This is a genomic window from Stenotrophomonas sp. STM01 (assembly GCF_014852135.1).
GTDB lineage: Bacteria > Pseudomonadota > Gammaproteobacteria > Xanthomonadales > Xanthomonadaceae > Stenotrophomonas > Stenotrophomonas capsici.
On record NZ_JACVBA010000002.1, the window covers coordinates 184048 to 208728 of the forward strand.

Annotated in this window: 21 protein-coding genes; 3 read left to right on the forward strand and 18 right to left on the reverse strand. The window is 68.4% G+C overall.

Features of this window, described 5'->3' with window-relative positions:
* Window positions 1-25: 25 nt before the first annotated feature.
* The 12 genes from tolA to aspS form a co-directional block, all read right to left on the reverse strand.
* Window positions 26-1102: a cell envelope integrity protein TolA gene (gene tolA / locus IB227_RS10845; protein ID WP_192287423.1), complete on the reverse strand. Its 1077-nt coding sequence runs from the start codon at window positions 1100-1102 to the stop codon at window positions 26-28.
* Complete coding sequence (tolR, locus tag IB227_RS10850) at window positions 1092-1520, reverse strand: protein TolR (RefSeq protein WP_132865331.1); 429 nt, start codon at window positions 1518-1520, stop codon at window positions 1092-1094. Before tolR ends, tolA begins: the two co-directional genes overlap by 11 nt.
* A 41-nt stretch (window positions 1521-1561) precedes the next feature.
* Entirely contained in the window at window positions 1562-2341 is a 780-nt protein-coding gene (tolQ, locus tag IB227_RS10855; RefSeq protein ID WP_192287424.1) for a protein TolQ, read from the reverse strand.
* 20 nt (window positions 2342-2361) lie between these two features.
* Entirely contained in the window at window positions 2362-2784 is a 423-nt protein-coding gene (ybgC, locus tag IB227_RS10860) for a tol-pal system-associated acyl-CoA thioesterase (RefSeq protein WP_192287425.1), read from the reverse strand.
* Entirely contained in the window at window positions 2777-3814 is a 1038-nt protein-coding gene (gene ruvB / locus IB227_RS10865) for a Holliday junction branch migration DNA helicase RuvB (RefSeq protein ID WP_192287426.1), read from the reverse strand. Before ruvB ends, ybgC begins: the two co-directional genes overlap by 8 nt.
* A gap of 102 nt (window positions 3815-3916) precedes the next feature.
* Window positions 3917-5833, reverse strand: a complete 1917-nt coding sequence (locus IB227_RS10870; protein ID WP_132865335.1) for a potassium transporter Kup — start codon at window positions 5831-5833, stop codon at window positions 3917-3919.
* A 41-nt stretch (window positions 5834-5874) separates the two neighbouring features.
* A complete protein-coding gene (ruvA, locus tag IB227_RS10875; protein WP_192287427.1) occupies window positions 5875-6462 on the reverse strand; it encodes a Holliday junction branch migration protein RuvA in 588 nt (195 codons plus the stop codon).
* A 136-nt stretch (window positions 6463-6598) separates the two neighbouring features.
* Window positions 6599-7120 (reverse strand): crossover junction endodeoxyribonuclease RuvC, encoded by a 522-nt coding sequence (gene ruvC, locus IB227_RS10880; protein ID WP_132865337.1) that lies wholly within the window; start codon window positions 7118-7120, stop codon window positions 6599-6601.
* A gap of 67 nt (window positions 7121-7187) precedes the next feature.
* Window positions 7188-7916 carry a YebC/PmpR family DNA-binding transcriptional regulator gene (locus IB227_RS10885; RefSeq protein WP_132865338.1) on the reverse strand — a complete coding sequence of 243 codons (729 nt, stop codon included), beginning with the start codon at window positions 7914-7916 and terminating at the stop codon, window positions 7188-7190.
* A 64-nt stretch (window positions 7917-7980) separates the two neighbouring features.
* Entirely contained in the window at window positions 7981-8631 is a 651-nt protein-coding gene (locus tag IB227_RS10890; protein WP_192287428.1) for an alpha/beta fold hydrolase, read from the reverse strand.
* 93 nt (window positions 8632-8724) lie between these two features.
* The gene (locus IB227_RS10895) at window positions 8725-9240 is read right to left on the reverse strand and encodes a GNAT family N-acetyltransferase (RefSeq protein ID WP_192287916.1); all 516 of its coding nucleotides are present in this window, start codon (window positions 9238-9240) and stop codon (window positions 8725-8727) included.
* Between the two features lie 118 nt (window positions 9241-9358).
* A complete protein-coding gene (gene aspS, locus IB227_RS10900) occupies window positions 9359-11113 on the reverse strand; it encodes an aspartate--tRNA ligase (RefSeq protein WP_192287429.1) in 1755 nt (584 codons plus the stop codon).
* Window positions 11114-11271: 158 nt separating this feature from the next.
* Between aspS and IB227_RS10905 the strand changes: the two genes are divergently transcribed.
* Window positions 11272-12255: a DUF3011 domain-containing protein gene (locus IB227_RS10905; protein ID WP_192287430.1), complete on the forward strand. Its 984-nt coding sequence runs from the start codon at window positions 11272-11274 to the stop codon at window positions 12253-12255.
* A 40-nt stretch (window positions 12256-12295) separates the two neighbouring features.
* Here the strand turns inward: IB227_RS10905 and IB227_RS10910 are convergent, their stop codons facing one another.
* The 5 genes from IB227_RS10910 to bla form a co-directional block, all read right to left on the reverse strand.
* Entirely contained in the window at window positions 12296-12928 is a 633-nt protein-coding gene (locus IB227_RS10910) for a hypothetical protein (protein ID WP_192287431.1), read from the reverse strand.
* 43 nt (window positions 12929-12971) lie between these two features.
* The gene (locus IB227_RS10915) at window positions 12972-13595 is read right to left on the reverse strand and encodes a hypothetical protein (RefSeq protein WP_192287432.1); all 624 of its coding nucleotides are present in this window, start codon (window positions 13593-13595) and stop codon (window positions 12972-12974) included.
* Between the two features lie 96 nt (window positions 13596-13691).
* Window positions 13692-16448 carry a protein kinase gene (locus IB227_RS10920; protein ID WP_192287433.1) on the reverse strand — a complete coding sequence of 919 codons (2757 nt, stop codon included), beginning with the start codon at window positions 16446-16448 and terminating at the stop codon, window positions 13692-13694.
* A gap of 74 nt (window positions 16449-16522) precedes the next feature.
* On the reverse strand, window positions 16523-17758 hold the full coding sequence (locus tag IB227_RS10925) for a cation:proton antiporter (RefSeq protein ID WP_192287434.1): 1236 nt from the start codon (window positions 17756-17758) through the stop codon (window positions 16523-16525).
* A 67-nt stretch (window positions 17759-17825) separates the two neighbouring features.
* Window positions 17826-18716 (reverse strand): class A beta-lactamase, encoded by an 891-nt coding sequence (gene bla / locus IB227_RS10930; RefSeq protein ID WP_192287435.1) that lies wholly within the window; start codon window positions 18714-18716, stop codon window positions 17826-17828.
* 166 nt (window positions 18717-18882) lie between these two features.
* On the opposite strand from bla, the gene IB227_RS10935 reads away from it, so the two are divergent.
* On the forward strand, window positions 18883-19752 hold the full coding sequence (locus IB227_RS10935; RefSeq protein ID WP_192287436.1) for a LysR family transcriptional regulator: 870 nt from the start codon (window positions 18883-18885) through the stop codon (window positions 19750-19752).
* Between the two features lie 298 nt (window positions 19753-20050).
* Here IB227_RS10935 and IB227_RS10940 read toward each other — a convergent pair whose 3' ends face one another.
* A complete protein-coding gene (locus IB227_RS10940) occupies window positions 20051-21928 on the reverse strand; it encodes an ATP-binding cassette domain-containing protein (RefSeq protein ID WP_132865349.1) in 1878 nt (625 codons plus the stop codon).
* Between the two features lie 314 nt (window positions 21929-22242).
* Between IB227_RS10940 and IB227_RS10945 the strand changes: the two genes are divergently transcribed.
* Window positions 22243-24648 carry a TonB-dependent receptor gene (locus IB227_RS10945; RefSeq protein ID WP_192287437.1) on the forward strand — a complete coding sequence of 802 codons (2406 nt, stop codon included), beginning with the start codon at window positions 22243-22245 and terminating at the stop codon, window positions 24646-24648.
* Window positions 24649-24681 lie beyond the last annotated feature (33 nt).

The window sequence follows — 24681 nt, forward strand, 5'->3', positions numbered from 1 at the left end:
CAACGGGCGCGCACGTTCGTCGCGCTCAGTCCTGTGCGGTGAAGGTGAACATCAGCTCACGCCGGAACACCGACTCGAAACCACGGAACGGGAGCGGCTGGGCGCGCAGCACGGCACGCTCGATCGAGTCGCGCGCGGCCGCATCCATCGAGCAACCCGACTGTACCTGGGCACTGACCACCTCCCCGCCCGGCAGCTGCCGGATCAGGATGCGGCAGCGGGTACCGTTGGGCACGTTGTCCGGCTTGTTCCATTGGGTGACGACGGCCTGCTGGATGGCGGCGGCGTACTTGGCGGTCAGGTCATCGCTGGTGCCGCCCTGCCCCGGCGTCGCCGGCGTCTGGCCGCCGGTGTTGCTGGAGGCCGCCGGCGCACTGGTAGCGGCGCGGGCACGGGCATCGGCCACCTGGCGCAGGCGCTGTTCGGCCTGCCGGGCCTCGCGCTCGGCCTGCTCGCGCCGGCGCCGCAACTCGGCGATCTTCTGCTGGCGCTCCTGCTCGGCCTGGGTCTCGTTGGCGCGGCGCTGCTCGTCGGCCAGCTTCTTCTGGCGGTCGGCCTCTTCCTGCTGGCGGGCCAGGCGCGCCTTCTGCTCGGCCTCTTCCACGCGCTTGCGCTCGGTCAGGTCGATCTGTTCCTGGCGACGCTTGGCTTCCTGCTCCTGACGGGCCTTTTCTTCGGAGATGGCCAGCGCGCTGACCCGCTCCTGGTCCACCTTGTCAGGCTGGGCCACGCGCTCCTGCGCATTGTGCTGCTGCGGGCTGAGCGCATCCTGCGGCCGGGGCTCGGGAAGCGGCTGCGGCGGGGTCACGGTGTCTTCCGGCACCGGCTCCGGGGGCACTTCCTCGACCGGCTCGGGCAGGTCGGGCAGCTTTTCCGAGGCGCGCAGCGCCTGCCGAGCGGCGGTGGCCTCGGCGGCGGACAGCTCCAGGCTGGCTTCCACCGCCGGATCCCCGGCGGCAGCCTCGGTGTCGCGCGAGGGCGACCACAGCCAGGCGACGATGAACACCGCCGCCACCAGCAGGTGGACCAGCAGCGCCAGCGCGACCGCCCGGCCCCAGTCGTCGCGGTGATCGTGCGGCGGTGGCAGTGCGTCAGCGTGCATCGGTCGCCAGACCCACCTTCTCGATCTTCGCGGCCTTGATCACGTCCATCGCGGCCACGACCTTTTCATAGGCCACGGTCTTGTCGGCGGCCACGATCACGCGCAGGTTCTTGTCCTGCGAGGCCAGCGCGCCGAGCTGTGCCTGCAGCGCACCACTGTCCATCGCCTGCGGCTCCTTGGCCTCGGGCAGCTTGAGGCTGAGCTGGCCGTCGGCACGGACCGAGACGATCACCGGGTCCTGCTTGCTTTCCAGTGCCTTGGCGGTGGAACTGGGCAGGTCGACTTCGAAACTGAGCGTCAGCAGCGGCGCGGTCACCATGAAGATGATCAGCAGCACGAGCATCACGTCGATGTACGGCACGACGTTGATCTCGGACTTGAGCTTGCGGCGCTTGCGGCGGGGAATGGCGGCAGTCATGTATGGGTGCTCCTGCGGGTCAGAGTGAAGTGCGGGCGCACTTACTCGTCACCGCCGGCCTGGCGCTGCAGGATCGAGCTGAACTCTTCGGCGAAGGTTTCATAACGCACCGACAGCCGTTCGACGCGGGTGGTGAAGCGGTTGTAGGCCCACACCGCCGGGATCGCCACGAACAGGCCGATGGCGGTGGCGAACAGCGCTTCGGAGATGCCCGGGGCGACCGAGGCGATGCCGGCCTGCTCACCGCTGCTGATCATGTCGTGCATGGTCACCATGATGCCGAACACCGTGCCGACCAGGCCCACGTACGGGGCGGTCGAGCCGATGTTGGCGAGCAGTTCCAGGTTGCGTTCCAGGCCGTCCACTTCGCGGGCGAAGGTGGTGCGCATGGCGCGCTGGGCGCCTTCCAGCTGGGTGCGGCCGTCCAGGCCACGGCGGCCGTGCAGGCGGGTGTACTCGCGGAAGCCGGATTCGAAGATCGACTCCAGGCCGTCCACCTGGCGGTTGCGGTCGGTGGCCGAGGCATACAGCTTGCCCAGGTCGGCGCCGGACCAGAAACGGTTCTCGAAATCGTCGGCCGAGCGGTCGGCTGCCTTGAACACGCGCGCCTTGCGGAAAATGATCACCCAGCTGATGAACGAGCCGGCCAGCAGCAGCAACACGATCAGCTTGACCGGGATGCTGGCCTTGATCATCAGGTCCAGGTAATTGATGCCACCGCCATGGCTGGCCTGTGCCACGGTCTGCGCGGCAGCGGCACTTACATCGGCCGGCAACGCCTCGGTCACGGTGGCCTGCAGGGCCAGAAGCAAAGCGATCATCCGATCTTCCTCAGTCTTACTTACGCGTGTTTGGTTTGTAGGGGGTGGAGCGTTGCGTACAGCGTGTCATCAATGGCTTGTGGCTTGAAATCGCGGGCGCCAACCGCTGCCAGGCGGACCTGCGAGGTGACCAGCACCTCCTCGCCCCGCATCACCGACTGTTCCATCAGCAGGCTGGCCCGACGGCATTGCACCAGTTCCACCGTGACGGACAGGGCATCGTCAAGCTTGGCCGGCTTGAGGAAATCCAGCGTCATGGCGCGGACCACGAACACCTGGCCGTCACCGCTGCGCATGGCTTCCTGGCCGTAGCCCAGGGCGCGCATCCATTCGGTGCGTGCCCGTTCCATGAAGGCCACGTAGCGGGCGTGGTACACCACGCCACCGGCGTCGGTATCTTCCCAGTAAATGCGTGTCGGCCAACTGAACCGGGCCTCACTCATCGGATTGCTCCGCGAACAGGTCAGCCGGCGCGGCCTTCGGCTTGAGCCCCATGTGCCGGTACGCCTTGTGCGTGGCCATGCGGCCGCGCGCGGTGCGCACCAGGAAGCCCTGCTGGATCAGGTAGGGCTCGACCACGTCCTCCAGCGTGCCCCGCTCCTCGGACAACGCCGCGGCCAACGACTCGATGCCGACCGGGCCACCGTCGAAGTACTCCACCATGGTGCGCAGCAGGCGCCGGTCGAGCTCGTCGAAGCCTTCCGGGTCGACCTTGAGCATCTGCATCGCGGCCTGTGCCACGGCATGGTCGATGTGGCCGTCGGCCTTGACCTGGGCATAGTCGCGCACGCGTCGCAGCAGGCGGTTGGCGATGCGCGGGGTGCCGCGCGAGCGGCGGGCGATCTCACCGGCGCCTTCGGCGTCGCAGTCGATGCCCAGGATGCCGGCCGAACGCCGCACGATGCGGGTCAGCTCCTCGGCCGAGTAGAACTCCAGCCGTTGCACGATGCCGAAGCGGTCGCGCAGCGGCGCGGTCAGCAGGCCGGCGCGGGTGGTGGCGCCGATCAGGGTGAACGGCGGCAGGTCGAGCTTGATCGAGCGGGCCGCGGGGCCTTCGCCGATCATGATGTCGATCTGGAAATCCTCCATCGCCGGGTACAGCACTTCCTCGACCACGGGCGAGAGGCGGTGGATCTCGTCGATGAACAACACGTCGTGCGGCTGCAGGTTGGTCAGCAGCGCGGCCAGGTCACCGGCCTTCTCGATCACCGGGCCGGAAGTCACCCGCAGGCTGACCCCCAGTTCGTTGGCGATGACATGGCTGAGCGTGGTCTTGCCCAGGCCCGGCGGCCCGAAGATCAGTACGTGGTCCAGCGCCTCGCGGCGTGACTTGGCGGCCTGGATGTAGATGTCCAGCTGCTCGCGCACCGGTGCCTGGCCGAGATAGTCGGCCAGGCTGCGGGGACGGATGCTGGCGTCGGCCGCCTCGTCCTCACGGGTGGCGCCGGCGCCGATGATGCGGTCGTCAGTCATCGGACTATGGTACGTCCTGAAACGCCTGAATAGGAACGAAAAGCTGGCGAAAACGCCGCCCGGCGCCGGCCACCCGCCGGCCGGGCGGCGTTGCCCAGGCGGTCAGATCTCAACCTGCGCCCCCAGCTCCACCAGCCGGTTGCCCGGGATCCGGAAGAAGCCGGTGGCCGGGGCGGCATTGCGGTGCATGAAGGCGAACAGCTTGTCGCGCCAGATCGGCATGCCGCGGTTGGCGCTGGCCACGATGGTCTCGCGGCTGGCGAAGAAGGTGGTGTCCATCGGGTCGAAGTAGATGCCGCCGTGGTCACACGAGCGCATCAGCGCCAGTGGCACGTCCGGGGTCTCCATGAAGCCGAAGCGGATGTAGATGCGGTGGAAGTCATCGCCGACCGATTCGATCTTCAGGCGCTGGCCTTCCTGTGCGTACGGCACCGGCAGGGTTTCCACGTGCAGGAACACGTTGCGCTCGTGCAGCACCTTGTTGTGCTTGAGGTTGTGCATCAGCGCATGCGGCACCACGGCCGGGTCGGCGGTGAGGAAGATCGCCGTGCCCGGCACCCGCACCGGTGGGGCCAGCATCAAGCCCGGCAGGAAGCTGTCCAGGCGGATGCCGTCCTTGCGGATCTCGTCGCGCAGCAGTTCACGTCCACGGCGCCAGGTGCGCATCATGGTGAACAGCACCAGGCCAAGCACCACCGGGAACCATGCGCCCTGCAGCAGCTTGGCGCCGTTGGCGACCACGAAGCACAGGTCGATGATGAAGAACACCACGCACAGGGCGAGGATGCCATGGTGCGCGCGCGGCCACAGCGCGCGCGCGACCAGCGCCAGCAGCAGGGTATCGATCAGCATGGTGGCCGACACCGAGATGCCGTAGGCCACGGCCAGGTTGCTGGAACTCTGGAAGGCCAGCACCAGCCCGAACACCAGCGCCGCCAGGCCCCAGTTGATGCCCGGGATGTAGATCTGGCCGATGGTGTCGTGCGAGGTATGCAGGATGCGCATGCGCGGGATGTAGCCCAGCTGCATGGCCTGGCGCGACACCGAGAACGCACCGGTGATCACCGACTGGCTGGCGATCACCGCCGCCATCGTGGCCAGGATGATCATCGGGTACAGCGCCCACTGCGGCACCGCCTCGAAGAACGGGTTGGCCACCGCGTCCGGGCGCTCCAACACCAGCGCGCCCTGCCCCAGGTAGTTCAGCACCAGGCACGGCAGCACGAAGAAATACCAGGCATGGCGGATCGGCGGCACGCCGAAATGGCCCATGTCCGCATACAGCGCCTCGCCACCGGTGACCGCCAGCACCACCGCGCCGAAGATGAAGATGCCGTGCCAGCCATGCTCCATGAAGAAGCGGGCGGCCCACATCGGATTGAACGCCTTGAGCACCTCCGGCGTGCCGATCACGTTGTAGATGCCGATGGCCGCCAGCGCCAGGAACCAGATGATCATCACCGGCCCGAACACCTTGCCGACCTTCTCCGTGCCGAAACGCTGCGCGGCGAACACCGCCGCCAGCACCACCAGGGTGATCGGCACCACGAAGTGGCCCAGCCCCGGCGCGGCCACCTTCAGGCCCTCCACCGCGCCCAGCACCGAGATGGCCGGGGTGATCACGCCGTCGCCGAAGAACAGCGAGGCGCCGAAGATGCCGAGGATGCCGACCACGTAGGCCGTGCGCGAGCCATTGCGCAGGGTGCGCTGGGCCAGCGCCATCAGCGCCATGATGCCGCCCTCGCCGTCGTTGTCGGCGCGCATGATGATGGTCACGTACTTGAGCGTGACCACCATGTTCAGCGCCCAGAACGCCAGCGACAGCACGCCCAGCACGGTGTCGTGGTCACTGTTGAGCCCGTAGTGCGGCGAGAACGCCTCCTTCAGGGTGTACAGCGGGCTGGTGCCGATGTCGCCGAACACCACGCCGATGGCACCGATGACCAGTGCCAGGCCACCGGCGGCGCCGTGGCCGCCCGTGTGAGCGTGGGATTCAGACGGGGAAGAAGCGTGGGACATGGCGTTCTCGATATGGCGTCATGCGGCCGTGGATGAAGGGTTCAGCGCAACGCCGATTGCAGCGCCTTGCGGATCACCGTGGCGACATCGTCGCCCTCGGCTGCCGCATCGCGCGCCATCTTGGCCGCCTCGGCCGGTTTATAGCCCAGTTGCTGCAAAGCCACCGTCGCCTCGGAGACCGGGTCGGCGGCCAGCTGGCCGGCGATGGGCACACCGCCGCCGGAAAAGTGGGCGGCACGGTCGCGCAGCTCCACCACCATGCGCTCGGCGGTCTTCTTGCCGATGCCGGGGATGCGGGTCAGCGCGGTGATGTCGCCGGCCTGGATCAGCCGCGCGAACTCGTCCACGCTCACCCCGGACAGCACCGCCAGCGCGATCTTGGCGCCGATGCCGGTGACCTTCTGCACGTCGCGGAACAGCCGCCGCTCGCCCTCGCGCAGGAAGCCGTACAGCGACACGCTGTCCTCCTTCTGCGCGTAATGGGTGTACAGCACGACCTCGCGGCCCACGTCGGGCAGGTCGTAGAAGGTGCTCATCGGCGCTTCCAGCTCATAGCCGACGCCGTTGACGTCGATCATCAGCCACGGCGGTGCCTTGTAGGCCAGGATGCCGCGCAGTCGTCCGATCATGGGGCAGCCCTCCGGGCGGGAAAACGGGAAACAGGCAACGGCGCATGATGGACCACGGCGTCGACGGCGATGTGATAACCGGAACCGGAAGCACCGTCACTGCCGGCGCCCCGCTCCCCCTGCCCTGTTTTCAGATTCACTTTCGACTCCAAGCCTTGCGCACGTCCACGCCCAGCCGGTTGGCGGTGGCGCGCACATGCGCGTGGGTGATGGCCACCGCCAGCGCATCGGCGGCGTCGGCCTGCAATTTGGTGTGCAGGTTGAGCATCAACCCGACCATGTGCTGTACCTGCTGCTTCTCCGCGCCACCGCGGCCGACCACGGCCAGCTTGATCTCGGTGGCGGCGTACTCGCTGACCGGCAGGTCGCGCATCACCACCGCGCACAGCGCCGCGCCGCGTGCCTGGCCGAGCTTGAGCGCCGAGTCGGCGTTCTTGGCCATGAACACGCGCTCGATCGCCACTTCCTGTGGCTGGTACTCCTCGATCAGCGCGTGCAGCCCCTGCACCAGCAGCTTGAGCCGCTGCGGGAAGTCGGCCGCGCCCAGCAGCACCAGCGGGCAATGGTGGACATGCCGCGCCTTGCCGCTGGCATCGATGTCGATGATGCCGACGCCGGTACGTTGCGAGCCGGGGTCGATGCCGAGGATGCGGGTCATGGGGATGCCTGTGGAAGAAAGACGGCGCGCAGCATCGCAGGGCGCCGTCTCACCTGCCGGGACCGAATCAGCCTTCCAGGCTGGCCTGGTCCACGTTGGAGTACACGTCCTGCACGTCGTCCAGGTCTTCCAGCATGTCCAGCAGCTTCTTGACCTGCAGCACCGTGTCGCCTTCCACGGCGATGTCGTTCTCGGCGCGGAAGGTGATCTCGGCGTGGTCGGGCACCAGCCCGGCCGCTTCCATCGCTTCCTTCACCGCCTGGAACGATTCCGGCGCGGTGATGACGTCGATGGAGCCGTCGTCCGGGTAGACCACGATGTCGTCGGCACCGGCCTCGATGGCCGACTCGGTGGTCTTTTCCTCGTCGGCGCCCGGCGCATAGGTCAGCACGCCCAGGCGCTTGAACATGAAGGCCACCGAGCCTTCCGTGCCCAGGTTGCCGCCGCACTTGCTGAAGGCATGGCGTACGTCGGCCACGGTGCGCACACGGTTGTCGGTCAGGCAGTCGACGATGACCGCCACGCCGCCCGGGGCATAGCCTTCGTAGCGGATTTCCTCGTACTCGACGCCTTCCAGCTCACCGGTGGCCTTCTTGATGGCGCGCTCGATCACGTCCTTGGACATGTTGGCGGCCAGGCCCTTGTCCATGGCCACGCGCAGCCGCGGGTTGTTGTTGGGGTCGCCTCCACCGCCGCGAGCGGCAACGCCGATCTCACGGATGATCTTGGTGAAAATCTTGCCGCGCTTCGCGTCAGACGCGTTTTTGCGGGCTTCGATGGAAGGACCTCTACCCATGGGATTTACCGTACATCTGTCAGGAACAGGGGGCGAATTCTACCTGATACCCTCGCCGCGGCCGTCATCCGGCGTAACGCGCCGCCTCGCTGGGGAAGCGCCCCTGGCGCAGGAAGGCCGCCGTCATGGCCACCACCTCGGCCGAGAGCACCATCCCGGTGTGGCTGACCGGCACCACGCAATGGTCGGTCAGGCCCGGCAGGCGGGTTTCCTCCAGCCCGACGGTCCCGTCCGAGTCACCGTGCAGGGCGCCCATCAGGGTGCCCAGGCCGTGGGCGACGTTGCCGGCGACCAGGCCCACTTCCGCGCGGCCATGCCATTCCGGCAGGCCATGCAGCAGCAGGCTGCCGCTGCGGCCCAATGCCTTGGACCAGCCATGCTCGGCCAGCGCGCGGGCGGTGCCGCTGCCGCACAGCGGCGAGCCCAGGCAGACCACGCGGGGAACGTCGAGATCGGGCGCCTGGCGCAGCGCCTCCAGCGCCACCAACCCGCCCAGGCTGTGCCCGACCAGGTGGATCGGGCCGCTGCCCCGCAGCCGCTCCACCAGCGACGGCACCGCGATGTCGGGGCCGCCGAAGACGCTGGGATAGCCGAACAGGTCAACCCGGAAGCCCTGCTGGCGCAGGCGCAGCGCCAAGGGCATCAGCCAGGATCGGGGGTTCCAGATGCCATGCAGCAACAGCACACGCGGCTGGCGCGAAGAAGAATGCGACATGGAGGGAGTCTGGACGAAGTTCCGGGGAGCGCCAAGCGGTGGTGGTTGCCGGTGAGGATGGGCGGGGCCTGCTTCTGGCCAATCCCGATGCGTTCAGCCCAACGTGCGGCGCAGGATGAACTCCTTGTCGCGCACCTGGCCCACCGGGAACTCGTAACTGCCCACCGGCACGAACCCCTGCCGGCCGTAGAAGCGCTGCGCGCCGAGGTTCTCCGACCACACGCCGATCCACAGCGCCTGCCCGCCCCGCGCCTGCAGCCATTGCAGTGCTTCGGCGAACAACTGCCCGCCGCGGCCACCGTTCTGGTGCTCGCGCAGCACGTACAGGCGTTTCAACTCGCCGTCACCGGGCTGCACGTCGGCGTGCGGCAGGCCACAGGGGCCGGCGAAGGCAAAGCCCACCGCTTGCCCGTCCACTTCCAGCAACCAGGCTGCGTAGTCGCCCGATGCCAGCTGCTGGCGCTGCCCGTCCACCGGATAGGCAGTGGCCAGGTAATCGGCCAGGTCCTGCGGCGGGTACAGGTGGCCGAAGGTCTCCACGAAGGTACGTTCGGCCAGCGCGCACAACAGCGCGGCATCGTCGGGGGTGGCGCGGCGGATGTTCATCAGGTCAGGAGTGGAAAAGATAGGAGGAGGAACCACTGCACGGCGCCCTCATCCGCCCTCCGGGCACCTTCTCCCGCGAACGGGAGAAGGGAGCGGTATTCTCGCGCCTCGTTGATCCGACTCAGTCCTTGGTCTTTGGGCGGACCTGGATGTGCACTTCGGCCAGCTGCACGTCGGCGATCGGCGACGGGGCGTCGGTCATCAGGCACTGCGCGCCGGTGGTCTTCGGGAACGGGATCACGTCACGGATGGACTCGGTGCCGGCCATCAGCGCGGCGATGCGGTCGATGCCGAAGGCGATGCCGCCGTGCGGCGGCGCGCCGTAGTTCAGCGCGTCGAGCAGGAAGCCGAACTTGGCGCGGGCCTCTTCGGCACCGATGCCCAGCAGCTCGAACACCGCGCTCTGCATCTCCGGGCGGTGGATACGGATCGAGCCGCCACCGATCTCGTTGCCGTTGAGCACCATGTCGTAACCGCGCGAGACGGCGGTCCGGGCATTGGCGCGCAGGTCGGCCACGTCGTCCACCGCCGGGGCGGTGAAGGGGTGATGCAGGGCGACGTAACGCTGTTCTTCCTCGTCCCATTCGAACATCGGGAAGTCGGTGACCCACAGCGGGCGCCAGCCCTCGGCCACGCGGCCGAAGTCCTTGCCGGCCTTCAGGCGCAGCGCGCCCATGAAGTCGGACACTTTGTTGTAGCCACCGGCGCCGAAGAACACGATGTCACCGTTGCCGGCACCGACGTGCTTGAGCAGCGCGGCGAAGGCGTCCTCGGCGAAGAACTTCTGGATCGGCGAGCTGACCTCGCCGTTGTCGGCGATCTTGATGTAGGCCAGGCCCTTGGCGCCGTACTTGGCGGCGTGGGCGGCGTAGTCGTCGATCTGCTTGCGGCTGAGCGTGGCACCACCGGGGATGCGCAGCGCGGCCACGCGGCCGTCGGCGTCATTGGCCGCGGCGGTGAACACGGCGAACTCGCTGCCCTTGACCAGCTCGGCCACGTCGACCAGCTCCAGGTCGATGCGCAGGTCCGGCTTGTCCGAGCCGTAGCGGCGCATCGCCTCGGCCCAGGTCATGCGCGGGAACTGGGCGTCGAGCTCGACGTCGACCACTTCCTTGAAGATCGAGCGGATCATGTCCTCGACGAAGTCCTGCACGTCGCGCTCGCGCACGAAGGCGAACTCCATGTCCAGCTGGGTGAACTCCAGCTGGCGGTCGGCACGCAGGGCCTCGTCACGGAAGCAGCGGGCGATCTGGTAGTAGCGGTCGAAGCCGGCCACCATCAGGATCTGCTTGAACAGCTGCGGGCTCTGCGGCAGGGCGTAGAACTCGCCCGGATGCATGCGCGCCGGCACCAGGAAGTCGCGTGCGCCTTCCGGGGTGGCCTTGGTCAGGATCGGGGTCTCGATGTCCTGGAAGCCGCGCACGTCCAGGTGGCGGCGCAGCGCCTGCACCAGCTTGATGCGGGTGCGCTGCATGCGCTGCATTTCCGGGCGGCGCAGGTCCAGGTAGCGGTACTTCAGGCGGGTGTCCTCGCCCGGATTCTCATGGGCGTGGAACGGCAGCGGCGCGGCCTTGTTGAGGACGGTGATGGCGGTGGCGATCACCTCCACCTTGCCGGTGCGCATCTTGTCGTTGACCGCATGACGGGCGCGCACCACGCCTTCGACCTGCAGCACGTCCTCGTAGCCCAGCGACGCGGCCACGGCGAACACCTCGGCGTTGTCGATCTCCACCGTCACCTGCACGATGCCCTCGTGATCGCGAAGATCGATGAAGCAGACGCCGCCCTGGTTACGGGCCACGTCGGTCCAGCCGGCGAGGGTCACGGTTTGGCCGATCAGGGTCTCATCGACCAGGCCGCAGAAATGGGTACGCATGGAAAACTCCGCAGGGGGACGCCGGCGCGGAAGCGCGCCGGTCAGCCCCGTATTTTGCGGCCGACGGCAGGCCGGGGCAAATCCGCCATTCAGTCACATGGGCTTAAGCGGGCTTGCCCCTATAGTTCCGCCACCTAAACCTGAACAGGGATGACGCCATGCATCGCCACCTTCTGCTCACCAGCCTGACCGCCCTGATGCCCCTGGCACTGCTCGCCGCGCCGGCCCACGCCCAGTCCTATGGCTACGACGGCGACACCATCCGCTGCGAGAGCAACAGCAACCGCCAACGGACCTGCGTGACCGGCTGGCGCGGCGCCACCGTGGTCCGCCAGCTCTCCGACACGCGCTGCGTCGAGGGCCGCAACTGGGGCATCAACAACGGCACCATCTGGGTCAGCGGCGGTTGCCGCGCCGAATTCGCCGAAAGCCGCGGCAACTGGGGCGGCGGCGGTGGCTGGGGCGGTGGTGGCAACCCCGGCAACAGCGGCACCATCCGCTGCGACAGCAATGACAACCGCCAGCGCGTCTGCAACACCGGCTGGCGCCGCAGCGTGCTGGTCCGCCAGCTGTCCAAGAGCCAGTGCGTGGAAGGCCGCAGCTGGGGCAGCAGCAACGGCAACGTGTGGGTGAGCAATGGCTGCCGGGCCGAGTTCGCCGAGGGCCGTGGCGGCAACTGGGGCAACTGGGGCGGCGGTGGTGGCGGTGGCGGCAACTGGGAAGGCAACGCCGGCACGATCCGCTGCGAAAGCAACTCCAGCCGCCAGCAGGTCTGCCGCACCGGCTGGCGCAGCGCCACGCTGGTGCGCCAGCTCTCCGATACCCGCTGCATCGAAGGCCGCAACTGGGGCAGCAACAACGGTTCGATCTGGGTCAACGGCGGCTGCCGCGCCGAGTTCGCCGAAGGCCGTGGTGGCGGTTGGGGCGGCGGCGGTGGCTGGGGCGGTGGCAGCAACTACGTCGTCGAATGCGCCAGCGATGGCAACCGCATGCGCTCGTGCGCATGGGAGCGCCGCGCCGGCCGGCCGGTGGTGGTCCAGCAGTTGTCCAGCTCGCCCTGCATCGAAGGTCGCAGCTGGGGCTACAACGGCAACAGCCTGTGGGTGAACAACGGCTGCCGGGCCCGCTTCGGCGCCCGCTGAACCCGCGCCTGCCGCGGACGGAAACATGGAAAGGGCGCCGTCAGGCGCCCTTTTCCGTCGTGTCGCTGCCCCACGGCGGTGGCGGCGGCGTGATCGGACGACTCAGGTCGAATTCAACCTGGAACAGGCGTCCGTCCGGCCGTGACAGCTCGTAGAGGAAGCGGCGGCCGGGCTCGATCTCCATCGCCCAGGTGTTCTGCAGCGATGCGGCCATGCCCTCGGCGCTGAACATCGCCACCGATGCGGCATCCACCGGGAACTGCTGGCGCACGGCGGTGCCGGCGGCGACCGTGTCGCCGCCATAGTGGGTCACCGCATCCGGCGTGCCGTCTTCGTGGCGATGGTCGTGCTTCAGGCGCAGGCCGTCCCGCTGGCGGGTCAGCACCCAGGTCCGCGAGCGGTCCCCGCCGACATGGAACGGCAGCCGCAGTTCGCTGGCCGGCGCATCGCAGCCCCGCACGTGCATGACCAGCGCCTTGCCTTCGAACGGATCCGGGGTGGCTGACGCCGGCACGTTGCGGACCACGCGCCCGGCAAAGGCCTGGCCGCAATGCGTGGCCACGGCGGCCATGAAGCGGTCGGCGGGGGCGGCATCGTCCGCCAGGGCAGGCTGGACGGGAAGCGCTGCAACCAGCAGCAGGCAGGAAAGGAGACGACGGGATGGACGGTTCATGCCCCGACCCTAGCCGTTGCCCCCCTGCCCCGGCAAGCCGCGGTCAGGGCGCCTGCGCCGGCAAGCCCCACGGCGGCGGTGGCAACGCCACCGGCCGGCGCAGATCGAACTCCACCCGGAACACCCGCCCGTCCGGCCGCGACAACTGGTAGCTGAAGCGTTGCCCCGGCTGCACGTCCACCGTCCAGTGGTTCTCCAGCGACGCCGGCAGGCCGATCCGCCGGAACATCGCGATCGACGGCGCGTCCACCGCGAACGCCTGCCGCCGCGCGCTCCCCGGCGGCAACGACAGGCCGCCGAAGTCACTGACCTCATCCGGGCTGCCATCCGCGCGCCACTGGTAGTGACGCAGCCTTAGGCCCTGTGCGACGCGGGTGAACACCCAGGTCCGGGAATGGTCATCGCCCACGTGCAGGGGCAAGCGCACCTCCTGCCCACCACGCGTGCATTCGGCAACATGCAGCACCGGTGGCTTGCCCTCGAAGGGGTCGGGCACGCTGGACGCCGGCTCGTTGACCGTCACCCGCCCGGCGAAGGCCTGCCCGCAATGGCTCGCCAACGCCTTCATGAAGGCGTCGGCGGAGCGCGAGTCCTCGACACGGGCCGTGCAGGCGCTCGTCAGCAGCACTACTGCGCCCAGCGCTACGAACAGGGGGTTCCGTTGCATGCCCGCGACCCTAGCCACGCACGCGGCACCCGGCAATCGGACTGCAGCGCGATCATGGGGCACACCCGCGCAGGAGGCCAGTTGGACTGGCCAATCCTAGCCGGCCGCGCACCCCGACCCCGCCAGCAGCGACTGTGCACGCCGGCGAAGCGTGCTGGCCGGCAGCAACTCGCCTTCCACCGCCGTCCAGGCGATGCGCGCCTGTTCCTGTGCCGCCCTGCACTGCCCCGCTGCGGCCTGCGCGTCGGCCAGACGGACCCGCTGCTGCGCCGTCTCCACCGAATCGCGGCCGACCTGGCTTTCATACAGGCCCACCAGTTGCTGCAGGGTCTGCGCCGCGGCAGCGGCATCACCGGCCTTGCGTTGCCGCTCGGCCAGCACCGACAGGTAGCGCCGCTCCACGCGGATGTCATTGCCCTGCAGCTGTGCCTTGATCGCCGCCAGCGATTGATCGGCGCCGGCAAGGTCACCTTCGGCCACCAGCAACTGCACCCAGATCGCCTCGGCCAGCAACCGGCGCGGATGCTCGGCCGCCACCTGCCGTGCCCAGCCCGCGCGTGCATGGGCGATCAATGGCCGCGCCTGCTGCAGCTGCCCTTCCTCGACCAGCAGGCGTGCCAGGTTGGCCTCCACGATCCACACCGGCGGCACGTCATCGCCCACGATCGCGCGGCGGATGGCCAGGCTGCGCCGGAACAGCGCATCGGCGCTGGCCGCGTCACCGCGCGCCTGCTCCAGCCCGGCCAGATTGTTGAGCGTGACCCCAGCATCCATGGTCTGCGCCACGTCCAGCCGCACGTACTGGTCCAGGCCCTGCCGGTACTCGGCGGCGGCCTCGGCGTAACGCCCCAGGTCCTGCAGCGAGGCGGCGCGTTCGTTGTGGATCGAAGCAACGTTGTCGTTGACCTCGCCGAACAGGTGCCGGGCCAGCCCCAGCACTTCACCGCTGACGTCGAAGGCCTCCTGGTAACGGCCCTGGGCGGCGATGGCGCGCATCAGCACGTACTGCCCCGACCACCACTCAAAGGTCCGCGTGCCCCACGGGCGGCGCAGCTCGGCCGCATGGCGCAGCATCTTCTCGGCCGGCACGTAGTCGCCCTTCTCGATGTACATCAGCGCCTTGTTCTGGTTCACCGTGGCGATCCGCAGCGGGCTGCTCCCCAGCGCGTGGTGCATGGTCAATGCCTGGTCGAACGCCTGCTCGGATTCATCGAAGCGACGTTGTATGTTCAACGCCAGCCCCAGCGAGTTGTAGGCCTGCGCGATGCGCAGCTGGCCGGGACGCGGGGCATCCAGTGCCAGCGACTGGCGGGCGAACTGCTCGGATTCCTTGCCGCGCTGCGCGTTGGCCAGCAAGGTGGACAGCTCGTTGAGCGACACGGCGGTGATGTCGCGGCTGCTCGCCCCCGCCGCGGCGAGTACCGGGATGGCATCCCGGTACAACGCTTCGGCGCGCTTGACCTGGCCGATGTTCTGGAAGGCCTGGGCCAGCACTGACTGCAGCCGGGCCTTGATCACCGGCGAGGTCCATTGCTGCTGGTCGATGCGTGCCTGGCTGGCCTCGAGCACCTCGCGCGCGGTGACGTCATTGCTGCCCCGCAGCTCTCCCTTGCGGGGGTTGGCGGCGTCGAACGAGGAGACCAGGAAGTCGCTGACCTCCTGGGCGACGCGCGCCTCCTGCTCGGCGCGCGCACGCGCCTGGTCCAGCCGCCAGACGAACCAGGCAACCAGCAGCAACACCACCAGCAGCATGCCGGCGCCTTTCCAGTAGCGCCGGAACCAGCGCCCGGTGCGATACAACCGCCCGCCATTGCGCGCCTGCACCGGCCGATGCTGCTGGTAACGGGTGATGTCGGCGGCCATCGCTTCCACCGACGGATAGCGCAGCTCGGGCGACACCGCGCCGGCGCGGACGACGATGGCGTCCAGGTCACCACGCAGCGCCTTCGGCCACGGGCAATCGGCACCGGCGACCCGGCTGGGGGAGGCCACCGCCTGGCCGGCGTCGAGCGCGCCGCGTCGCCCGCCCTTGCCGGCCAGCAGCTCCAGCAACAGGCAGCCGAGGCTGAACACATCACCGGCCACCCCGACCGACTGCCCGGACTGCAGCTCCGGTGCCGCGTAGGCCGGGGTGAAGAACTGCCCGCGGCCTGCATCCTGTTCCTCCTCCAACAGGCGCGAGACACCGAAGTCCAGCAGCACCGGCTCGCCGTCGGCGCGCACTAGGATGTTGGCGGGCTTGAGGTCGCAATGCAGTACCAGGCGCGCATGCGCGGCCTGCACGGCGCTGCAGATCTTCAGGAACAGGGTCAGGCGCTGCTGCAGGTCCAGTTGCTTCCGGTTGCAGTACACGTCCAGCGGCTCGCCGCGCACGTACTCCATCACCAGGTAGGGCTGGCCCGCCGGCGTGCTGCCACCGTCGTACAAGCGCGCGATGTTGGGATGCTGCAGGCTGGCCAGGATGCGCCGCTCCGCTGCCAGCCGCTCGGCCACGCGCGCACCCGGCGCGCCCTGCAGGAACTTGATCGCCACTTCCTGGACGTACAACTCATCGGCGCGCTCGGCGCGGAACACAATGCCCATGCCACCGCTGGCCAGCCGCTCGCGCAGGCGCCAGGGGCCGATGCGGTCACCTTCGGCCAGCTCCGACGCGATCACCGCACCGAGCAACTGCTCCAGTGGCTCGCGTGCGCTGCTCAACTCGCGCGTCTGCGCGTGCAGCAATTCCAGCGCCTCGGCGATCACTTCCGGATCGCCACTCAGGCGCGCGAGTTCAGCCCGCCACTGCGACGGTTCCATCTCGCACACCGCATCGAACAACGCCCGCACCTGCTGCCAGCTGTTCCGTTCCATCGCCATCCCCCAGGGCTGCGTCGTCCGGGCGACGAGGCATGCCGGCAGCGATCATAACGGGACGTTCGGCGTGATCAGGCGTCTCTTACGGCGGCCTGTTCGGTTCCGGGCATTGCGTCGGGGTCTCTTACGGCGTCGTCGTGCAACGTGTGATCGGCGCTGGGGTCGGACTCGTTCTGCAGCGGATCCACGTCCAGCGGGCGGCGGAATACCAACGACGGCAGCAGCGTGGTCAGCGCCGCGTACAGCAGCAGTGCACCAAACAATACCGCCGGAATGGCGAAGCGCTCGCGCATGATCGCGGCCAGCACCAGGGTGAAGATCAACGTCGGCGACAGTGCCAACGCCACCCGCAGGCTGGAACGGAAACTCTCGCCGAACATCAGCCGGCGCTGCAGCCAGACCACGCCGATGCGCAACGGCAGCACCACCAGCGTGATCACCAGCCCCAGCCCCAGCGCCTCGAAGCTCAGGGCTTCGCTCGGCACCTTGGTGCCGGCATTGAAGAAGTAGAACGGCACGAAGAACGAGGCGAACAGGCGCAACGCATGCAGGTTGTCATGCGAGGCCAGCGAAGGCATGCGCTGCTGCAGCAGGCGCGCCACCAGCCCGGCGATGAAGGCGCCCACCAGGTAATACACGCCCAGCGAATAGGTGATGTAGGCCGCGAGCATGCCCACCATCACCAGCAGCGAGAACTCCGAGCCGGGTGCATGCGGCGCCACCCAGCGGCCCAGGGCGATGAACAGCAACGGCAGGCCGACCATCATCGCGATCAGGGCCAGGCTGGACAGCCCCATGTGCAGCGGATCCCCGGCCTGCAGCACGACGAACAGCGCCGCCAGCGCCAGCAGTTCACCGGCAATGGCCTTGCTGCTCACCCAGAACCGTTCGGCCTCGTCCAGCCCGAGCTGCGACAGCGAATCCATGATGAAGCCGGTCGACGGCGTCAGCAGCGCCAGCGCCAGCAGGGCCGCGGCCTGCCACGGGAGGCCGGCGTAATGCCAGGCCAGCCAGGCCACGCCGGTGAGCGTGGCGCTGCGGATCACCAGATGCGCCAACAGCGGCCACATGCCCTTGCGCAGGTCCGCCAGGTCGACCTCCAGGCCGGCGAACAGGAACAGCGAGGAGATGCCCAGCGTGGCCAGCAGGCCGACCACCGGGTCGTGTGCGCTGTTGCCCAGCCACAGCATCGCGGCGATGCCGAACACCAGGCAGCTCAGCGGGGCGGGAATGCTGAAACGCTGCAGCGCGCGCGGGATCACCAGCAACGCGAAGATCAACAGCAGGTAGATGAGTTCCTTGCTCATGGGAGCCTTTTGATTGCGACCGGATGCGCGGGTTGCGCGCACCGGCCACTGCCCCGCGACGAACCCGTCAGCGCAGGCGGGCGCCAGCAAGCTCCCCCACGCGACGCAGGATGCCATTGCGGCCGTCATCGTCCAGTGCAGAACCCTGCAGGTAGCTGGCCAGGATCCACGGTGAACCGCCCGCGGTTGGCCACAGCACGGCGATGTCGTTGGTGGTGTCCCTGCCGTTGCTGCCGGTCTTGTCACCGACCCGCCAGCCTTCGGGCAGGCCGGCCCGCAGGCGGGCATCGCCGGTTTCGTTGTCGATCAGCCAGTCCGCCAGCTGCTGGCGCGCAGCGGCGCCGAGCGCATCACCGAGCACGAACCGCTGCAGGTTGGCGGCCATCGCCGCCGGGCTGGTGGTGTCACGCGGATCGTCCGGTGCGAAGCGATTGGCTTCCGGCTCGTAGCGTGCGGTGACGGTCACCGCATCGCCCTGCGCGCGCAGGAACGCGGTCAGCCCGGCCGGCTCGCCGACCAGCGGCAGCAACAGGTTGGCCGCCGCGTTGTCGCTGACGATCATCGTGGTCCGGCACAGGTCACGCACGGTCATGTCCTTGCCGACATGGCGCTCGGTGCCCGGCGAGTTGCTGAGGATGTCCTGCGCGCGTACCGGCACGCGCCGGTCCAGCGACAGCTGCCCCTGGTCGGCGGCATGCAGCACCGCTGCCGACAACAGGAACTTGAAGGTGCTGCACATCGGGAAGCGCTCCTCCATGCGGTGACCGATGCGCACGCCGCTGTCCGGATTCCACAGGCATACGCCGAGCCGACCGCCACTGAGCGCTTCCAGCGCCGCGAAGTCATCGCCCGCCGGCGTCGCGCCGGCGCCCGCCCCAAGGCGCGCCAGCGCAGGCATGGCCACGCTGCTGAGCAGGGCGGCACCTCCGAACTTCAGGAATTGGCGGCGGGCAAGCATGCGGACGCTCCTTGGCAATGAGTGGGCGTGAGTATTGGAAACCCGCCCCCTCGCCACCAGCGCGAATAATCAGCAGGAGCCATTAGATAAATTTGTGGCAATCACCCAAAACGGATCGCGGGAAGCGGAATAATGCCCCCGTCCATCATCACGCGTTATGGCTGCCATGATCCGCCCCCAGCTCCCGCTCAATGCCCTGCGTGCCTTCGAGGCGGCGGCCCGGCACCTCAACTTCACCCGTGCGGCGCTGGAACTGTGCGTCAGCCAGGCCGCGCTGAGCCACCAGATCCGGACACTGGAGGACCGCCTGCAGGTCAGCCTGTTCCATCGCCTGCCGCGTGGGGTGGCACTGACCGACGAGGGTGCGGCGCTGTACCCGGTGCTGACCGAGGCCTTCGACCGCATGGCGATCGCACTGGACCGCTTCGTCGGTGGTCGCTTCCGCGAAGTACTGACGGTGGGCGTGGTCGGCACCTTCGCCACCGGCTGGCTGCTGCCGCGGCTGGTCGATTTCGAGGCCGCGCATCCGGACATCGAACTGCGCGTGCAGACCCACAACAACCGCATCGATCTGGCTGGCGAAGGCCTGGATTTCGCGATCCGCTTCGGCGACGGCGACTGGCAGGGCCAGGACTGCACGGCCATCGTCGATGCCCCGTTCGCACCGGCCTGCGCCCCGGCGCTGGCGCGCCGGCTCAAGCGTGCGCGCGACCTGGCCAACGTACCGTTGCTGCGTTCGTACCGCGGCGATGAGTGGCCGCGCTGGTTGCAGGCGGCCGGTGTCAGTGGCGTGGAAGCCCGCGGGCCGATGTTCGACTCTTCGCTGACGCTGGCCAGCGCGGCCGCGGCGGGGACCGGCGTGGCCTTGCTGCCGCTGCGCATGTTCGAGCAGGAACTGGCCGAGGGGCGGCTGGTGCAACCGTTCGCGCAGACACTGGCGCTCGGGCGTTATTGGTTGACGCGGCTGCGCTCGCGCGAGGAGCGGGAGGCGATGAAGCGGTTCCGGTTGTGGTTGGTGGGGCAGGAAGGGGGTTAGGCCGGTGGCTGGCCTTGGGTGACGTGACGGGAGCAAAGGCAGGAAGCGGGGAACGAGAGCAGAAGCTACCCCTCCCCAGCCCTCCCCTTGGCTGCGCCAAAGGGAGGGGGCAAGAGCGGGCTTGGCGGCGCGCTGCCAGATCGCATGAACCGCCCCCTCCCTTTGGCGCAGCCAAGGGGAGGGCTGGGGAGGGGTCGGCTTTGGCTTTGGCTTTGGCTTTGGCTTTGGCTGTTGCAGTTGCCGGGAATGCCTTTATTCCAGCGCTCTCGGCGTCGCGGCCCAGCCCGCACCTGCCGCGTCAGTCGCCCAGCAGTTCCATCCAGGCGGCCTCGGCTTGTTCGAGCTGCTGCGCCAACACCTCGCGTTCGCCGCCGAGCTTGCCCATCTTCGCCGCGTCGGCATAGTTGGCCGGGTCGGCGAGCTGGCGGTCGATGTCGGCCAACGATGCGCCCAGCTGCTCCACCTTCTTCTCGGCCGCTTCCAGCTTGTGCGGGTTGACCGGCTTCTTCGCCGTCGCCGGCTTGGCCGGGGCTACCTGCTGCACCGGGGCCGGTGCGGGTGCCTTCTCGACGCGGTCGGACTTGTTGCGTGAGCCCTGCGCGCTGGCACGGGTACGCAGCCATGCGGCGTACTCGTCCAGGTCACCGGCGAACGGCTCGACCACGCCGTCGGCCACGCGCCAGAAGGTGTCGCAGACCAGGCCGATCAGGTGGCGGTCGTGCGAGACCATCACGATCGCGCCTTCGAAAATGCTCAGCGCTTCGGCCAGGGCTTCGCGCATTTCCAGGTCCAGGTGGTTGGTCGGCTCGTCGAGCAGCAGCACGTTGGGCTGCTGCCAGGCGATCAGCGCCAGCGCCAGGCGTGCACGTTCACCGCCGGAGAACCCGTCCACCGGCTCGAACGCGCGGTCACCCGGGAAATTCCACTTGCCCAGGAAGTCGCGGAAGTTCTGGTTCACGCCGTCCGGGTCGATATCGCGGAAGTGGTCCATCGGCGTGGCCCCTTCGCGCAGCGACTCGACCGTGTGCTGGGCGAAGTAGCCGATCTTCATGTCCGGGTGCGCGCTGCGCTCGCCGGCCAGCGGCGACAGGTCGCCCACCAGGGTCTTCACCAGCGTGGTCTTGCCGGCGCCGTTCGGCCCGAGCAGGCCCACGCGCTGGCCGGCCTCCAGGCCGAAACCCACGTCCTTCAGGATCACCGCATCGTCGCCATAGCCGGCGTTGACGTGGTTCAGGCGGATCAGCGAGAACGGCAGCTTGGCCGGCTCGGAGAACTCGATGCGGAACTCGCGCTCGGCGCGCACCGCTTCGGTGCCAGCCATCTTGGCCAGGCGCTTCATGCGGCTCTGCGCCTGGGTGGCCTTGCTGGCCTGCGCCTTGAAGCGGTCGATGAAGCTCTGCAGGTGGGCCCGCTCGGCCTGTTCCTTCTCGTGCGCGATCTGCTGCTGGCGCAGGTGCTCGGCGCGCTGGCGCTCGAAGTCGGTGTAACCGCCCACGTACAGCTTGGCGCTGCCGCCATGCAGGTGCAGGGTGTGGGTGGCCACGTTGTCCAGGAACTCGCGGTCATGCGAGATCAGCAGCAGCGTGCCCGGGTACTTGAGCAGCCACTGCTCCAGCCAGTACACCGCGTCCAGGTCCAGGTGGTTGGTGGGTTCGTCGAGCAGCAGCAGGTCGCTGGGCATCATCAGCGCGCGGGCCAGGTTCAGGCGTGCGCGCCAGCCACCGGAGAACGCCGCCACCGGACGGTTGTGGGTCTCGGCCGGGAAGCCCAGGCCGTGCAGCAGCTTGCCGGCGCGTGCCTCGGCGTCATAGGCGCCCAGCTCGGCCATCTTCTGGTGGGCATTGGCCACCGCTTCCCAGTCCTCGCGCTCGGCGGCGGCCGCTTCCTCGGCTAGCACCGCGGCCACCACGTCATCGCCACCCAGCACGAAGTCGATGGCCCGATCGGGCAGCGCGGGGGTTTCCTGCGCCACGTCGGCGATGCGGATCTTGCCCGGCAGCGACACGTCGCCCTTGTCGGCTTCCAGCTCGCCGCGCACGGCGGCAAACAGGCTGGATTTGCCGGCACCGTTGCGGCCCACCACACCGACGCGGTAGCCGGCATGCAGGGTGAGGTCGACGTTGGACAACAGCAGGCGCTCGCCCCGGCGGAGGGCGAAATTACGAAGGGCAATCATGAGGGGGTCCGTTATAACGAAAAGGAATGTAGACGTAAGGAACATTCCTGCGACGCGATTCTAGCGTTAACGAATACTTGACTCACTTCCCATTGCCGCATTGCACCCTTCCGCGCGCATGGGAAACCGGTACTTGCCCGGTCAGATGTCTGTCACCCGATCCAATATTGCTTTCAAAAGCAACGATTTAGACGCGGCGAAACGGTTTGACACGAGGTAAATTTTTGGTTAATCCGTTAATGGCGCACCGCAGAGATCCGCGAAACGCATCACCTTTCGCCCGGCGCCGCCCCCACAATCGGAGCTGCAATCTGATGAATCGCAAGTCCAGTACGCTCGCCATCGCCGTCGCAATCGCCCTGTCCACCCCGGCCCTGCCCGCCCTCGCCCAGTCCGGTGCCCAGACCCTGGACACCGTGATCGTCACCGGTACCCGCGTGGCCGACCGCACCGTCGCCGAGTCGCAATCGCCCATCGACATCATCACCCCCGAGGCCCTGCAGTCCACCGGCACCTCGGAGCTGGCCACCGCGCTGTCGCGCGCCCTGCCCTCGCTGAACTTCCCGCGCCCGGCGCTGACCGACGGCACCAGCGGCATCCGCCCGGCGCAGCTGCGTGGCCTGTCCCCGGACCAGGTGCTGGTGCTGGTCAACGGCAAGCGCCGCCACACCTCGGCGCAGATCAACGTCAACGGCACCATCGGCCGTGGTTCCTCGGCGGTGGACATCAACGCCATCCCGATCGCCGCCATCGAGCGCGTGGAAGTGCTGCGTGACGGCGCCTCGGCCCAGTATGGCTCCGACGCCATCGCCGGCGTGGTCAACATCGTGCTCAAGGGCAGTGGCAGCGGCGGCAGTCTGGCGGTGGACTACGGCCAGTATTCGGCCGGCGATGGCAACAAGTACCAGCTCTCCGGCGACGCCGGCATCGGCTTCGCCGACGACCGCGGCAGCCTGCACGTGGCCGGCCAGGTCAGCCAGCAGGACGAGAGCAACCGCGCCGGCCCGTACCAGGGCACCTCGCCGAACACCGGCAACTTCCCGGACATCGGCGAGAAGACCTTCGTCGTCGGCGACCCCCGCGTGGATGCCACCGCGGTGTCGGCCAACCTCACCTTCAATTTCAGTGACAACGTCACCGGCTACGCCAACGCGCTGCTGAGCAACCGCGACATCACCTCCTTCGCGTTCTACCGCTCGCCCAACCACAACAACCAGGGCGCGCTGCTGGCGCAGGTGTACCCGAACGGCTTCACGCCGCAGATCAACCAGTACTCCCGGGACCGCTCGATCGTGGCCGGCGTCAAGGGCAGCACCGAAGGCGGCTTCAGCTGGGACGTGAGCGCCAACCATGGCGAGAACACGCTGGATTTCCACACCCGCAACAGCATCAACTACACCTACGGCCCGGGCAGCCAGACCAGCTTCTACGACGGCCGCCTGGAGTACAGCCAGGACATCCTCAACGCCGACTTCACCCAGGCGCTGGACTGGGGCCTGGCGTACCCGGTGACGCTGTCCTTCGGCGCTGAGTACCGCAAGGAAAAGTGGAAGCAGCTGCCGGGCGAGGCGGCGTCCTACAACGACGGTGGTCTGGGCATCCCGGGCTCGCTGTTCGGCGCGCAGGGCTTCGGCGGCTTCACGCCGAACAACGAAGTGGACGCCGACCGCCACAACTACGCGGTCTACGCGGGCCTTGAAGCCGACCTCACCGACAAGTTCTCCGCCGGCCTGACCGGCCGCTACGAGGACTACTCCGACTTCGGCGACAAGTTCTCCGGCAAGCTGTCCGCGCGCTATGCCTTCACCGACAAGGTCGCGCTGCGCGCCACCGCCTCCACCGGTTTCCGCGCGCCGTCGCTGGCCCAGCAGAGCTACCAGGCGGTGACCAGCTCGATCACCGACGGCGTGTTCTACGAGAAGGGCACGTTCCCGGCCAACAGCGCCGCGGCGCGGGCGCTGGGCTCGGCGCCGTTGAAGGCCGAGTCGTCCACGTCCTACAGCGCCGGCCTGGTGCTGCAGCCGGTGGACCGCCTGTACGTGACCGTCGATGCCTACCAGATCGACATCGACGACCGCATCATCCTGTCCTCCAACATCAACAGCACCCCGGCCGCGCAGGCGCTGCTGTCCGGCCTGGGCCTGCCGCAGGTCACCCAGTTCGCCTACTTCACCAACGGCCTGGACACCCGCACCCGCGGCGTGGACGTCGTCTCCAGCTATACCGTGCCGTTCAGCGCCAGCAGCCTGGAGCTCACCGCCGCCTACAGCTACAACGAGACCGAGGTGAAGAAGTTCGCCGCCTCGCCGGCCGCCTTCGCGGCGCTGGGCATCACCCAGTCACTGATCGGCCGCGACGAGATCGGTCGCATCGAGGACAGCTTCCCGCGTGACAAGGCGATCCTGAGCGGCACCTGGCGCTCGGACCGCTGGGAGCTGGGCCTGGCAGCCACCCGCCACGGCAGCTTCACGGTGCGCAACTCGGCCAGTGCCGCCCGCGACCAGACCTACGATGCCAAGTGGATCGTGGACGCCTCGGCCAGCTTCAAGCCGAGCGAGAACTGGAAGCTCACCGTCGGCGCGGACAACCTGCTGGACGAGTACCCGGACCGCGTCGAGAACCTGGTGAACTCCACCTACGGAATGATGCCGTACAGCAACTACTCGCCGTTCGGCTTCAACGGCGCCTATGTCTACGGCCGCATCAGCTACCGCTGGTAAGGACGCCCCCGCGTCGTGAAAGGAAGGTGCCCC